Here is a 14,166-nt window from a genome sequence, read left to right as displayed (position 1 = left end):
AAATTTATATATTTTTTCTATATCATCAGCACAGAATGATTCCTGAATTATTAATCTAGTAATAAGGAGATATATCATGAGTGAAGGAACAATGGTGGTCACAGCACCAGCAGTATCTGCAGGAGGAACTGGGAGCTATGGGGGGTTTAATGCGGGTGGGGCTACATCTGTTCCTCCCAGTCAGGCCGAGGCCATGGCCATAATGCAGATATCCAACGGTAAAGCATTTGATCCTTTGCATGGGGAGGAACTGGCTAAAAAGGGTGATCTTAAAGGTCTTCTGGCGTGGTGCCGGGAAATGGTGTTTTTTGATCAGGGCTACCCCGGCTCGTCATCCGCAATAGCATATATGGACCAAACAGCTGGCTGGAAGAATTTCCAGATTAGCGACATGAATAACACATTAAAGGGAGGGCCTTATAGCATAGTGTCAGCTTTAGCAAATTTTCTTTGGGGGAATGGGCGTGAGATGGACATTGATATTGGAAATATAGGATTAACCCTGCCTCCTGATAAAATAACTGGATTCAGCAATGAAATAATGTCAATGAGTGCACCAGGGAATTATAAATTCGATTACAAATTCGCTTACGATACAGGTCTTGATAATATTTCATCAGGACTTTACCTGGGAAATATAACATTGAGAATGGAGGGGACGTTCACTCGACTAGAATCAGGAGAGTGGTCCTTTATTGGGAATATTAGAGGGTTTCAGGATACATATGACTTTAATCCCAGCACACATCGAACGCGGATTGCTGAGGCATTAACCACAATAGGCAGTTTTTTAGGGGAAAAATTTAATGGTGAGGCGTATAAAATCAATATAAATGGAGAGATAACCAATTTTAAACTATCCGGGCATTAATTTAAAAAAATAAAAAAAAGAGAGATCAATATAAACTGACCCCTCCATTAATAGTAAAATGCTAATTAGTTGTTAACCGGGATCACCGCGCCTTTGTATTTGGTACGGATCCAGTCCTGAATCGCTTTTGAATGCAGCACGGTCACCAGCGCTTTCACATCCGGCTTGTTCTCATCACCACGGTGCACGGTAATGATGTTCGCGTACGGGTTATTCTCACCGCTTTCTACGGCAATCGGGCCTTTTACCGGGTCAAGACCCGCATCAATCGCATAGTTGGCGTTGATCACCACCGCATCGCCTTCGTCATTGTTGTACATCTGCGGCAGCAGCGCACCTTCAACATTGGCGAGGAATTTCAGGTGTTTCGGGTTTTCCACGATATCGCTGATACGTGCATCAATTTTACTGACGCCCGCTTTCAGTTTGATCACACCGGCTTTCTCGAAGATAGACAGAATACGGCCTTCTTCAGCGACGGCATCACGCATGATCACTTTGCCGTTCTGCGGCAGATCTTTCAGCGATTTGTATTTCTTCGAGTAGATGCCAATCGGCTCGATATGGATAGCGCCAGCGCTGACAAAATCGTAAGTTTTATCCCCGGCGTGATCTTTCAGCACGCTGTTCAGGTAAGGAATATGCTGGAAATAGTTAGCATCGATGTCACGGCTGGCCAGCGCGGTGTTCGGCAGGATGTAGTCCTGGAAGGGTTTGATTTCCAGATCAATGCCCTGCTTCGCCAGAATCGGTTTCGCCTGCTCAAGGATCTCAGCGTGCGGCACGTTGGAGGCGCCAACGGTCAGCGTATCGGCCCATGCACTCAGACTCAGTGCGCCCAGGGTGGCCGCAGCCAGCAGCGTCAGTGTTTTTTTCATTTTGTTTTTCCTAAAGAGTTAACGTTTGTCGAGCCGTGCCGTGAGCACATCACCTAAGAACTGGATGATAAAGACAATCACCAGAATCATTGCCGTCGCCACCAGCGTCACATCGCCGTGGTTACGTTGAAAACCTTCCAGATACGCCAGATTACCGAGGCCGCCCGCGCCAATCACACCCGCCATCGCGCTGTAGCTGACTAATGCAATCAGGGTCACCGTGATACCTGACACCAGTGCCGGAGAGGATTCCGGCAGCAGCACGCGGAAAATCAGGGTACTGAGGCGCGCGCCCATCGAACGCGACGCTTCAATCACGCCTTTGTCGACCTCACGCAGGCCAATTTCCACCAGGCGTGCATAGAAGGGGGCCGCACCGACGATCAGGGCAGGCAGCGCGGCATCCGCGCCGAGAATGGTGCCGATCAGCGTTTTGGTAAACGGGATCAACAACACGATTAAAATGATGAACGGAATCGAGCGAAACACGTTGACCAGCACCGAGATCACCGAATAAATCGCGCGGTTCTGGAACAGTCCGCCGCGTGCGGTCAGGAACAGCGCCAGTCCGAGCACAATACCGAACACAAACGTCGCCACGCCGGACAGCGCGGTCATATACAGCGTCTCACCGGTGGCGGCCCAGAGCTGATCCAGTTTCAAATGTGGGAACAGGTTCTCAAACATGGGTGACGACCTCGGTAGTAATGGCATAAGCATGTAAATCGTCGAGAATGTTCGACAGCTGGGCAGGCGTCGCAGGCACCTGCAACCAGAGCTCGCCAAAGGTGCCGTTGGTGGTCTGGGTCATTTTTCCATGCAGGATATTGAAGGGTAAGGCGTACTTCAGCGTCAGCTCACCGACTATCGGCTGCTGGGTGCTTTTACCGACAAACGTCAGCCTGACCACCGCGCCCTCATCGGCATTAATCAGCTCAGGATTAAACGGGGTGTCTGCGCTGCTGTACTCCGATGTCTGCTTAACAAACATGCGGGTAATCGGCTGCTGCGGGTGAGTAAACACTGACAGGACTTCGCCCTCTTCAACGATTTTACCGTCTTCCATCACCGCCACGTGGTGACAGATTTTACGCACCACATGCATCTCATGGGTGATCAGCACGATGGTCAGTTTCAGCTGACGATTGATATCCAGCAGCAGATCGAGAATGGAGTCGGTGGTTTGCGGATCGAGCGCCGAAGTGGCTTCATCGCACAGCAGCACATCCGGGCTGTTCGCCAGCGCACGTGCGATCCCGACACGCTGTTTCTGCCCGCCGCTGAGCTGCGCAGGATAGACCTGCTCTTTACCGGTCAGGCCCACCAGCGCGATCAGTTCCTGCACCCGGCGCTGGATCACCGCTTTTGGCGCGCCGGCAATTTGCAGGGAGAAGGCGATATTTTCACTGACGGTGCGCGACCACAGCAGATTGAAGTGCTGGAACACCATGCTGATTTTCAGGCGTGCCTGGCGCAGGGCTTCACCACTGGCCTGCGCGATATCCTGTCCGGCGATGATCACGCTGCCGGAAGTCGGTTTTTCCAGTCCATTCAGCAGACGGATCAGGGTACTTTTTCCTGCCCCGCTGTAGCCGATAATGCCGTAAATTTGCCCCTGCTCAACCTGCAGGCTGACATCATCAACGGCGGTCACCGGGCCTGATTTGGCGTTAAATATTTTTGAAACGTTGCGCAAAACTATCATCTGATGCCTGTTTTCTGCCGTCGTACCAGCGAAAAACGCTGATTAATTAAACTGATTATTATGCGTACATTATTGGTAGCACTAATTGCCAAACGATATTAATCAGACCGGGAATTATTGGAAACGACTGAAAAGACATTGTTTATAACCAAATGGAATATGAGGGCTATTACGTTGAGAGACGTGTTAATCCCCAGCCGATGATTATCCGGATCTCCTCAGATAAAACCGACCAGGGTTCCTGTTCCTCTGCCTTCCTCGTTGTCACGGAAGCCGGTCTGGTCGAAAGCCTCGCTGTTCAGGACCTGATTCTTGTTCGGATAAGAACGGCTCGCAAGGACGTTATCAGTTACAGTTAAGGTTACCCTTCTCTTGTGAAAAACAGCTGAAACCATGCGTCTTTCCCTGCGTCATTACCTCCATGTCCGCCTCCGGTTGCTGATATCCATTGTCGCCGGACTGCTGTGTTTCTTCGCCCTGCCGACGTCACTGGGCATCCTGCAACGGTTGCTGATCGGCTGGAACGTGCTGGCCCTGCTGTATCTGTTTTTTCTGTGGTATCGCATGCTGCGCACTGCGGCGAAAGATATTCCCCATATCGCCAGAACCCAGGATGAAAGTGCCACGCTGGTGCTGAGTCTGGTGACGTTCGCCTGTCTGATCAGCATTCTGGCTATTCTGATGGAACTGACGTCGCTGAAAGATCTCAGTGGAACACCGCGCATTCTCCATCTGCTGCTGACGGCAAGCACGCTGATCCTCTCCTGGGCGCTGCTTCCCACCGCCTTTGCGATGCATTACGCCCATCACCACTATCTGCATCGCACGCCGGACGTCACGCCGATGATCTTCCCGGAAAAGCCCGACGAACCGGGATACTGGGATTTTCTCTATTTCTCTTTCACCGTGGCCGTCGCTTCGCAAACCGCCGATGTGGCAACAGGCACCACCGACATGCGCCAGATTGCCCTGCTTCAGTCGGTGATCTCGTTTGTGTTTAATCTGGCGATTCTGGGGTTGTCCGTGAATGTCGCGGCGGGGTTGTTAAGCTAGGTGGCACAGGAAAAACCTCTGCCTCCGGGAGGAGGCAGAATGACATTAAAGCACGCTGGCCAGAAACTCGCGCAGGCGCGGATGCTGCGGGTTGTCCAGCAACGTGCAGGCATTACCGCTTTCCACCACCTGGCCGTTATCCATAAACACGATATTGTCGGCCACCTCGCGGGCAAAGCCGATTTCGTGGGTCACCACCACCATCGTGATACCGGAATGGGCCAGCTGTTTCATCACCTGCAGCACTTCGCCCACCAGCTCCGGGTCCAGTGCTGAGGTGGGTTCATCAAACAGCATCACTTCCGGCTCCATCGCCAGCGCGCGGGCAATCGCCACACGCTGCTGCTGACCACCAGATAACTCGCGTGGCCAGGCCTGAGCGCGGTGCGCCAGCCCGACCTGCTCCAGCAGTTTCAGCGCACGCGCTTCCACCACAGACCGTTTCTCGCGGCGGATACGCAACGGGGCATCGCTGATATTTTGCAGCACGGTGCGGTGTGGAAACAGGTTGAACTGCTGGAACACCATCCCAATGCGCTGGCGCTGCACGGCCACGCGCTTTTCCGGTAATTCCACCAGATGCTGCCCCCTGCGACGGTAGCCCACCAGCGACTCGCCGACGTGAATGGTGCCGGCATCCAGCTTCTCAAGATGGTTAATGCAGCGCAGCAGCGTGGATTTACCCGAGCCGGACGGCCCGAGGATCACCGTCACCGATCCGGCGGCAATATCCATATTGATATCCCGCAGCACCGTTTTGCCGGAGAACTGTTTGTGAATGCCGCGCAGGCGGATCGGTTCACTCATGACTGCGCCTCCTGTTGTTCAACGGCTTTGCGGAACCAGCGTTTTTTCACCGGCGCATTCCCCCGGCTGAACCACACTTCGACATAATGCTGCCCCACCGACAGCACCGAGGTCATCAGCAGATACCAGGCGGTCGCCACCAGCAGCAACGGGATCACTTCATAGGTGCGCTGATAGATAATCTGTGCCGAATAGAGCACATCCTGCAGCGCAATCACCGATACGACAGCGGTGGTTTTCAACTGACCGATCACCTCATTACCGGCCGGCGGCAAAATGGTGCGCATCGCCTGCGGCAGCACGGTCTGGCGAAAAATCTGGCCAGGACGGTAGCCCAGCGCTTTAGCGGCTTCCAGCTGGCCCGGATTCACACTCTGGATCCCGGCGCGGATGATTTCAGCGGCATAAGCAGACTGGTGCATCACCAGCGCAATCACCGCCGCACTGAACGGGCTGATGACTTCGTTGGTGCTGGCGCTCCACAGCGTGCCCAGATACGGCAGGGAGAGCGTCAGCTTCGGATACAGCGCGGCAATGTTGTACCAGAGAAACAGCTGCACCAGCATCGGTACCGCGCGGAAAAACCAGGTATACGCCCAGCTGACACCCACCAGCACCGGGTTGGCCGACAGACGCATCAGCGCCAGCAGCGTGCCGCCGGCAAACCCGAACAGCACGGAGATCACCGTCAGCTTGAGGGTCATCATCACGCCATTGAGGATAGAGGCTTCCGTCAGGTTCTGCGCCACCACGTCCCATTCAAAACGCGGGTTGCTGACCACCGACGATCCCATCAGCGCCACCAGCAGCAGCACGATCAGGGCGCTGAACCAGCGCCCGTAGTGACGATGCCCGACAATACGCAGCCCGGCGCCGGGGTCGTCAGGCCGCTGACTCATTTCGCGATCTCTTCATTCAGACCGGCGGTTTTCACCGCACCAAAGCCGATTTCCCACTTATCGAGGATCTGCTGATAGGTGCCATCGTTGATCAGCGAGTTCAGCGCCGCCTGAATCGGTTTCTCAAGCGGTGAGCCTTTCGGCAGCGCCATCGATACAATGGTGTCTTCGATGGTGATCTCACCCGCCAGCGCCAGGGCTTTCACCTGGCTGGCCTGATAGCGCAGGCCTTCATACGGCCCGAAGAACATCGGTACACGGCCACTCATCACAGCCTGAACACCTGCCGGACGATCCGGGAAGACAGGAATAGTGATGGCCGGTTTTTTATCGGCGATGCAGGCATCGCTGGCGGTTTGCAGGCGGGTGATCTGAGAAGTGCCCGCCCCTGCGCCAACGGTTTTACCGCACAGTTCAGCGAAGGTGTTAAATGGCCCCAGTTCAGCATCTTTACGCGAGATCAGCGCCAGCTTCGATGCATTGTAATAACCGACAAAATCCACCTGCTGCAGGCGCTTTTTGTTGGCATCAATATTCGAGGCGGCCAGATCGTAACGGCCGGATTTCAGACCCGGAATGATATTGTCGAATCCACCGGTATCACGCCAGTGCACGGCGATCCCCAGACGATCGGCCACCGCACTGACGATATCAATTTCACGTCCCGCGAGGGTTTTGTTATCCGCCTGATAGAAGGTGGTTGGCGGCGTGTTCGGGTTGGTGCCCGCCACGATATAGCCTTTTTTCAGGATATCTTCCGGCAGTTGGGCATGTAACGTTGCGTCAGCCTTCGGTTTGACGCTGGCGCTAAACGCCACGTCCTGGTCAGCTGCCAGTGCAGAAGTGAGTGGCACCAGAGCCAGCAGAGCAGCAGTCAGAGCAGAGAGTTTCATCAGTTATTCCTTCTCAGTCGCCAGCGCGGGGACGGCGGCAAAATTTTCATCAAACGGCGGCAGCCCCAGGTTTTCACGCAGGGTGCGGTACTGGTATTCGGTACGGAACAGGCCACGGCGCTGTAACTCTGGCACCACCAGCTCAACAAACAGTTCCAGCTGGTTTGGCAGCACGGCAGGCATAATGTTGAAGCCATCGGCCCCTTCCTGCTCCAGCCACAGCTGGAAATCATCGGCGATATCCTGCGCCGTTCCGACAATCACACGGTGACCGCGGGAGCCTGCTGCCACGGCCGCCAGCTGGCGCAGAGTCAGGTTTTCGCGTGCGGCCAGCTCGGTCAGCAGCTTCACGCGGCTCTGGCCACCTTCCGTGCCGCCAATTTCCGGTACCGGACCGTCCAGCGGGTAAGCGGTCATATCCACACCAAAGCGTGCCGACAGCTGCTCAATACCGTTATCAATGTCCACCAGCTCATTCAGCTGGTTCCAGGTTTCCTGCGCTTCTGCGCGGGTACGGCCAACAATCGGCATTACGCCCGGCAGGATCAGCAGATGGTCAGGATGGCGTCCGGCTTCACGCACGAACTGTTTCTGGCTGCGGTAAAAAGCCTGGCCCTCTTCCAGCGAGGCGGCGGCAGTGAACACCACTTCGGCGGTTTCCGCTGCCAGCTTCTGGCCTGCCGGAGAAGAACCGGCCTCAATGATCACCGGGCGTCCCTGCGGCGAACGGGCAATATTCAGCGGTCCCTGCACCTGGAAGTATTTTCCGTTGTGGTTGGCGGCATGGATTTTCGCTTCGTCAGAGTAACGGCCGCTCTCTTTTTCACGCACGATGGCCCCCTCTTCCCAGCCGTTCCACAGCTTGAAGGTGACATCGAGGAATTCGCGCGCCATGTCATAACGTTCCGCATGGGAGGGCAGATCTGCGCGGCTGAAGTTGCGCGCGGCATCAACAGAGAACGAGGTCACCACGTTCCACGCGCCGCGACCCTGGCTGATGTGATCCACCGAGGAGAGCGCGCGCGCCAGATGGAACGGCTGGTCGAAGGTGGTGGACGCCGTCGCGGCCAGGCCAATGTGCTGCGTCTGCACGGCCAGCGCGGAGAGCAGCGTCAGCGGTTCCAGACGGGACATGGTGGACGGCAGGCGGTGAACGCTGGTGGCCAGCGCATCGCCGACGAAGAACATATCAAACTTACCCTCTTCACCCTTTTTGGCAATCCAGGTAAACCAGTCAACGTCAGTGGGTGACCCTTTGGCCCCTTCCGCACGCCAGCCGCCTACATGGTGGCCCAGCGCCTGAACAAACAGACCAAGGCGCAACTGACGTGACGACGTTTTTTGCACAGACATGGGAGATCCTTTTCGTTATTGGCTAATCAGAAAAATAAGACGGTGTAATGCGGCAGCATCCGGCAGGCGGGCATCGTGAAGGATGCTCTGCGCCTGCGGCGCAGGCAGTGCGGCAAGACTGTGATGTAATTTGGCCTGCACATCGGTATAAGCGGCGGCAGTGGCGCGACGGGTGACGCAGTGGCTCAGGGTACTGCCATCGCGCAGCCACAGCGTGACGCGATGAAAACGCCGATCCGGGTCCAGCTCATCGGCCGGAGCCGTCAGGTCGGGCTGGCGGGTCACCCGCGCAGCTAACGCCGCAATGGCAGGTTTTACCGGGGCTTCGCTGTAGTTTTCCAGCGCTACGCTGCCGTTAATCAAGGCATCGGCAATGACGTACTCAAGACTGAAGCGCGCCTCCACGCCGTTTTTCGGTGCAATTATATTGGGTGCCGTATCCGCGCCTGGCGGGAAGCTGACCTCAATTCGTTCGATGTCGTCCGTACTGACGTCATGCCCGGCAGCAAGCCGCTGTTCGCGCAGGACAAACGCCGCCTCTGCTGCGCTGTGAGTACCGCCGCAGGTCGGATAGCGTTTAAACTCCAGGCCCGGTTCCACGATGCGCCACGGCTGGCCCCAGCCGCTGAGCAATGCAGCGGGCTGTTCCACACCAAAGCCCAGCGCCTGCAGGAAGCTTTCCAGCACACCGTTGCTCTGCGCACGAAATCCGGCCTGCGCCAGCAGTACACTGTTAACGGCACTGCGTGCGGCCAGCCCGGCATGCAGGGGTTTGGCGGCTGAACCGAACTGGCTGCGCAGCCCCGATGCCTGCGTTGCCGCCAGACCGAGGGCAACCTGCGTTTCTGCCTGACTGAGCGCCAGCAGACGACAGGCCGCTCCCGCAGCGGCAATCGTGCCCAGGGTGGCGGTGCTGTGGAATCCTGCGGAATAGTGTCGCGTGCCGATGGCTTTTCCCAGGCGGCCAGCCAGCTCCACACCGACAATATAGGCATCGATAAACCCCTCTGCGCTGACCGATCCTCTCTCTTTACTCAGTGCCAGCAGCGTGGAGAGCACGACCGTGGTGGGATGGCCGCGAAAGTTCGCATGATAATCATCGAAATCCAGCGAGTGGCTCATATAGCCGAGCTGTAAGGCAAGATTCTCGACGGAATGCTCCGCCGGATAAACGCGGAATATCGCATCCAGCCCGCCGTCGATAACGCTGCCATGCAGTACAGGAAACAGACAGGCGAAATAATCCGTTACCCCGTCACGGGCATTGCGACGTTCAGGTTCGCCAGGATGGAGGCTGAAAATGGTCTGCGCCAGCAGCGGGGTAAGCGACATGTTCAAAAGACACCTTTTTTAATAAGGTATTGACATAAATCAATACGTTATAAGTTAGTGTTATTTTCTTCGCTTAGAACGCCGCCAGCCAATAACCAACGGTTATAGGACATTCCAAAATAAACTAAAGAAAAATGTTATGAACGGTATCTTTTTCATAACATCCTGTTTTTACCCTTGCAGGATGAGCAGGGTTGATCGCGATATCAGCGACTGCGCGGCCTGATCGAAAAACGCATTGACCTTGCGGGGTAACACGCTAAGGTGATCCTTATATCAACGGCCCAACAGCAGGAATATTCCTGAAGGAGTGACAGATGGCGACAGAATACGCAACCCTCGCCGGAGGCTGCTTCTGGTGTACCGAAGCGGTGTTTAAACAGATTAACGGCGTGGAGTCACTGGAGAGCGGTTACATCGGCGGTCATACCGAAAACCCGACCTATAAACAGGTCTGCAACGGCGATACCGGACATGCGGAAGCCATCCGCATTGCTTTTGACCCGGAAAAAGTGAGCTACGGCGATCTGCTGGACATCAGCTTCGCCACGCACGATCCGACCCAGCTGAACCGTCAGGGCAATGATATCGGCACCCAGTACCGTTCGGCGATTTTTCCTAACAGCGCCAGCCAGACAGAAGAAGCCAAAGCGGCCATTGCACGTGCTCAGGCCGAGCACACCGACCCGGTCGTAACGACCATCGAAGCCGATGCCACCTGGTATCCGGCCGAAGACTATCACCAGGATTACTGGGCAGGAGAAGGCCAGGAGAATCGTTACTGCCTGGCGGTTATCCCACCCAAGCTGCAAAAACTGCGTAAGCGTTTTGCGGCAAAAACCGTCACGGGTTAACTCTCCCCCGCGCCAGCGGATACAGGGCTGGCGCGGCGTATTGAGATCGCCGCCGTGACCATCCCCACTCCAGACAGCACTGCCAGCAACCACATGACCCATTGATAGCCCAGAACCGCCCCGCCCGCCTGATAAAGACGCGTCGCCACCGCCAGACCCACCGCCCCGCCCAGGTTATGCAGCGTCCATGAAATCCCTATCCCCTGTCCGTGCTGTGACAGCGGTAATGCACCCAGCGCAGCGGCAACAGAAGGCCCGAGGATCGCGCCCCATCCCATGCCCATCAGAACAAAAGCCGCTATCACCCAATACACCGACAGCGTGCTGCTGAAAGTGCTCTGCAACAGTGCCGATGCCGCCAGCAGCGTGAATCCGGTTGCCATAACCGGCCAGGGGCCAAGGCGATCGCCCAGCCTGCCTGCCAGCGGAGACACCAGCGCCATCACCAGCGTAACCGGCAACAGCATCAGACCAAGCTGCGCGTCGCTTAACGCATAAAGCTCAATCAGCCTGAACGGCATCAGCATAAATGCCACACAGTAAAACATCGCCAGCAATACGGATAATCCACAAGCCCGGCGGAATGCCTTCTCCCGCAGCACGTTGAAATCGATCAGCGGCTGTTGCGTGCGCTGTTCTACCCGCACAAAGGCGGCCAGTAACAGGATGGCGATGCCCAGCGTAATCAGTGATGGCAGACTCAGCCAGCCCCAGCGCGCGACATAACTTGCCCAGAGCAACAACGGCACTAGTCCACTCACCATCAGCAACCAGCCGGGATAATCCAGACGCAGGTGACGACGTGCGGAATGACCCGGAATATTGCCCACGCAAAGCGCAAAGCTGAGCAGAATAAAGGGCACATTCAGCAGAAAAATGGAACGCCAGCCAAACTGAGAGACCAACACTCCTCCCGCGACCGGCCCTAGCGCGAGGCCCACTCCGTTGGCCGCAAACAGCAGCCCCAGCGCCCTGCCCCGCTGCGATACCGGCATCACCTCCACCAGGATCGCGGCTGTCGCGGTATACAGCACGGCACAGCCTGCCCCCTGCAACAGACGAAAGAGATTGAGTATTGCCAGATCGGGTGACAGCCCGGCACCCAGCGACGCCAGGCCAAACCCGATCATGCCGGCATACAGTACCTGCCGCTGCCCGAAATGCTCTGCAAGGCGTGCGGTGAGAACCATGCAGCAACAGAGCGCCATGACAAACAGGGTCATCGCCCACTGGACCGCATCGACGCCCACAGAAAACTGCCGCTGCAGCGCAGGCAGTGCGGTGTTGACGATGGTGAAATCAATACACCCGAGAAAACTGGCCAGGCAGATACCGGCCTGTAAGCGGAACAACTGTGACGGGTTTGCCATAGCAGAAGATGCCTCAAATCAGAATGCCCTTAGCGTGACACGATTTAATATCTTCATTTACGCGATTTTTTCGCCATACTGGCGAATTATTATCGCCAGTATGGTGTGCGTATGATCAACAGCGACAGACTTAACAGTATCCGAGCCTTCGTACAGGCAGCGAGGGCGGGCGGTTTCAGTCTGGCGGCTGAACAGCTTGGCCAGTCACGTTCTACCGTTGGTAAGGCCGTCGCCCGGCTGGAATCCCGTTTGCAGGTCAAACTGTTTCAGCGCACCACGCGTTCACTCTCCCTCACCAGCGAAGGTCAGCGTTTCTATGAGGACTGTCTGCACATTCTGAGCAGTCTGGATGCGGCAGAAAACCGCGTGGCACAACATGCCCGTGAACCGACCGGGCGGCTGCGGGTGAGTGCCCCTCCCCTGTTTGGTGAGAAATGGGTGCTACCGGTGTTGCTGCCGCTGACACAGCGCTGGAGTTCACTGGCACTCGATATGCAGTTCTCCACCCAACGCATTGACCTCGCTGCCGACGGCGTGGATCTGGCGATCCGTATTGGTAATCCGGGGCAGCATGCCGACCTGACGGCGCGTCATCTGGGTTCACAGCCGTTGCTGCTGTGCGCCTCTCCAGCCCTGGTGGGACAGGCTCCGTTGATAAGTCACCTGGACAACCTCCGCGCTTATCCGCACCTGGCGCTACTGGAGCAGGGACGTTCTCAGCCGTGGTTACTGAAAAATCAGCAAGATGAACTGCTGCACTGGCTGCCTGACGATCGATTGCGCCTCAGTACCATGAGTGCCGTTTATGCCGCCTGTAAAGCAGGCCAGGGTATTGCCCAGTTGCCGCACTGGCTGGTGAATGACGATATTCGCGGAGGGCAGCTGCTTGAGATCCTGCCGGAGAGCCGTGGCACCAGCCTGCCGATCTATGCCGTATGGCTGAAAACGCCGGCGATGCCACAACGGCTGCGACACGCGATTGATGCCCTGCTGGCGGCTTTTCCGCATTCAGTCCCGTGAGCAGTAATGCCGCCCGCTGGTAATACTAAGCAGAATATGTCGTTCGTCTGTCTTTTGCGTGGGTGGTAACGTCGGAGGATTCCATCAAGAGGAGAATCCTGTGAATCAACCCCTTCAGCGTCCTGTTGCTGTCGTCACCGGCGGCACCAGCGGTATCGGACTGGCGATTGTCCGGGAACTGGCGGAGAGCCATCTGGTCTATGCCGTTGGCCGTTCGGCCCCTGCGCTGGCCGAGCTGGAACAGTATGAACATGTGGAAGCAGTCAGTCTGGATCTGCTGGATAATGATGCAGTACAAAAATTTGTTTCTCGTTTGCCCGCGCTGGATGTTCTGGTGCATTCGGCCGCGATTTCCGAACGGCTCACCGTTGAACAGGCCACCCCTGCACTCTGGCAGAAGCAGTTCGCCATTAATCTGTTTGCACCCGCTGAACTGACCCGCCTGGCATTGCCTGCCCTGCGCCAGCAGCAGGGCCAGGTTATCTTTATCAATTCCGGTTCAGGCACGTTGGCGCTTGCCGGGCATGCGGTCTATTCCGCCAGTAAATTTGCCCTGAATGCGCTGGCCCATGCGCTGCGCACGGAAGAAAGTGAACACGGCGTGCGGGTGTCCACCGTCTCTCCTGGCCCAACCGATACCCCGATGAATCGCCTCAGTCGCGAACGCGCAGGAGACGTCGCGGCCATCGACCCGCTCGCCTACAGCACCCCAGAATCCGTCGCCGCCGCAGTTCGACTGGTGGTGAATGCCACTGAGGATACGCAGATTACCGATGTGGCGGTTCGCCCACGTCGGGACAGTGCCCACCGTTAACCCAGGAGGACAGCATGCAGTCGGCCTTTTTTTTCACACTGAAACGGCATGTCCGCTTCAGTTACTGGAACGAGCTGTGCGAATAATCCGCTGACTGAACCAGTCGGACATTGCTTCCCGTCAGCTGACAGGGTGCAGTGCTGGCTGGTTTATCTCTCCTCTGCTTCGCCCTCCCCCGCCACTTTTTTCTTTTCCCTTTGATAGGTGAATTCCGTTCCCCCCTTCGTACCAGTATGATCACGTGCACCTATCACAGGATTCAGGGATTCAGGGATTCAGGGATTCAGGGATTCAGGGATTCAGGGATTCAGGGATTC

Annotated in this window: 15 protein-coding genes; 5 read left to right on the top strand and 10 right to left on the bottom strand. The window is 56.4% G+C overall.

The window, feature by feature from the left end:
• Positions 1–76 precede the first annotated feature (76 nt).
• Positions 77–871, top strand: a complete 795-nt coding sequence (locus ACFL9S_RS16115) for a lipid II-degrading bacteriocin (RefSeq protein WP_405262903.1) — start codon at positions 77–79, stop codon at positions 869–871.
• A 65-nt stretch (positions 872–936) separates the two neighbouring features.
• On the opposite strand, the gene ACFL9S_RS16110 is transcribed toward ACFL9S_RS16115, so the two are convergent.
• From ACFL9S_RS16110 to ACFL9S_RS16095, 4 genes are all read right to left on the bottom strand, one after another.
• A complete protein-coding gene (locus ACFL9S_RS16110) occupies positions 937–1,749 on the bottom strand; it encodes a MetQ/NlpA family ABC transporter substrate-binding protein (RefSeq protein ID WP_405262902.1) in 813 nt (270 codons plus the stop codon).
• An 18-nt stretch (positions 1,750–1,767) separates the two neighbouring features.
• Entirely contained in the window at positions 1,768–2,436 is a 669-nt protein-coding gene (locus ACFL9S_RS16105; protein WP_133846739.1) for a methionine ABC transporter permease, read from the bottom strand.
• The gene (locus ACFL9S_RS16100) at positions 2,429–3,454 is read right to left on the bottom strand and encodes a methionine ABC transporter ATP-binding protein (protein WP_405262901.1); all 1,026 of its coding nucleotides are present in this window, start codon (positions 3,452–3,454) and stop codon (positions 2,429–2,431) included. Before ACFL9S_RS16100 ends, ACFL9S_RS16105 begins: the two co-directional genes overlap by 8 nt.
• Before the next feature lie 218 nt (positions 3,455–3,672).
• Positions 3,673–3,849: a hypothetical protein gene (locus ACFL9S_RS16095; RefSeq protein WP_405262900.1), complete on the bottom strand. Its 177-nt coding sequence runs from the start codon at positions 3,847–3,849 to the stop codon at positions 3,673–3,675.
• Between ACFL9S_RS16095 and ACFL9S_RS16090 the strand changes: the two genes are divergently transcribed.
• Positions 3,848–4,507, top strand: a complete 660-nt coding sequence (locus ACFL9S_RS16090) for a DUF1345 domain-containing protein (protein WP_405262899.1) — start codon at positions 3,848–3,850, stop codon at positions 4,505–4,507. The genes ACFL9S_RS16095 and ACFL9S_RS16090 overlap by 2 nt on opposite strands.
• A gap of 45 nt (positions 4,508–4,552) precedes the next feature.
• Here ACFL9S_RS16090 and ACFL9S_RS16085 read toward each other — a convergent pair whose 3' ends face one another.
• Genes ACFL9S_RS16085 through ACFL9S_RS16065 form a run of 5 tightly spaced genes read right to left on the bottom strand, consistent with a single transcriptional unit; the run spans position 4,553 to position 9,791 of the window.
• A complete protein-coding gene (locus ACFL9S_RS16085; protein ID WP_405262897.1) occupies positions 4,553–5,314 on the bottom strand; it encodes an amino acid ABC transporter ATP-binding protein in 762 nt (253 codons plus the stop codon).
• Entirely contained in the window at positions 5,311–6,213 is a 903-nt protein-coding gene (locus ACFL9S_RS16080; protein ID WP_405262896.1) for an amino acid ABC transporter permease, read from the bottom strand. The genes ACFL9S_RS16085 and ACFL9S_RS16080 overlap by 4 nt, the downstream gene beginning before the upstream one ends.
• Positions 6,210–7,106, bottom strand: coding sequence for an ABC transporter substrate-binding protein (locus ACFL9S_RS16075; RefSeq protein ID WP_405262895.1), 897 nt, complete (start codon positions 7,104–7,106; stop codon positions 6,210–6,212). Before ACFL9S_RS16075 ends, ACFL9S_RS16080 begins: the two co-directional genes overlap by 4 nt.
• A gap of 3 nt (positions 7,107–7,109) precedes the next feature.
• Positions 7,110–8,459 carry an LLM class flavin-dependent oxidoreductase gene (locus tag ACFL9S_RS16070; protein ID WP_405262894.1) on the bottom strand — a complete coding sequence of 450 codons (1,350 nt, stop codon included), beginning with the start codon at positions 8,457–8,459 and terminating at the stop codon, positions 7,110–7,112.
• A 15-nt stretch (positions 8,460–8,474) separates the two neighbouring features.
• Positions 8,475–9,791 (bottom strand): MmgE/PrpD family protein, encoded by a 1,317-nt coding sequence (locus ACFL9S_RS16065; protein ID WP_405262893.1) that lies wholly within the window; start codon positions 9,789–9,791, stop codon positions 8,475–8,477.
• A 317-nt stretch (positions 9,792–10,108) separates the two neighbouring features.
• Here ACFL9S_RS16065 and msrA point away from each other — a divergent pair, with 317 nt between their 5' ends.
• Complete coding sequence (gene msrA, locus ACFL9S_RS16060) at positions 10,109–10,645, top strand: peptide-methionine (S)-S-oxide reductase MsrA (protein ID WP_405262892.1); 537 nt, start codon at positions 10,109–10,111, stop codon at positions 10,643–10,645.
• Here the strand turns inward: msrA and ACFL9S_RS16055 are convergent.
• A complete protein-coding gene (locus ACFL9S_RS16055) occupies positions 10,642–12,015 on the bottom strand; it encodes a DHA2 family efflux MFS transporter permease subunit (RefSeq protein ID WP_405262891.1) in 1,374 nt (457 codons plus the stop codon). The two genes, msrA and ACFL9S_RS16055, sit on opposite strands and share 4 nt — an antisense overlap.
• Positions 12,016–12,126: 111 nt before the next feature.
• On the opposite strand from ACFL9S_RS16055, the gene ACFL9S_RS16050 reads away from it, so the two are divergent.
• Positions 12,127–13,035 (top strand): LysR family transcriptional regulator, encoded by a 909-nt coding sequence (locus tag ACFL9S_RS16050; protein ID WP_405262890.1) that lies wholly within the window; start codon positions 12,127–12,129, stop codon positions 13,033–13,035.
• 100 nt (positions 13,036–13,135) lie between these two features.
• Positions 13,136–13,849 carry an SDR family oxidoreductase gene (locus ACFL9S_RS16045; protein WP_405262889.1) on the top strand — a complete coding sequence of 238 codons (714 nt, stop codon included), beginning with the start codon at positions 13,136–13,138 and terminating at the stop codon, positions 13,847–13,849.
• The last annotated feature ends 317 nt before the right edge of the window (positions 13,850–14,166 follow it).

The sequence above is a fragment of the Erwinia sp. AnSW2-5 genome, assembly GCF_045107195.1.
Taxonomy (GTDB): Bacteria; Pseudomonadota; Gammaproteobacteria; order Enterobacterales; family Enterobacteriaceae; genus Erwinia.
This window is presented reverse-complemented; position numbering and strand designations above follow the sequence as displayed.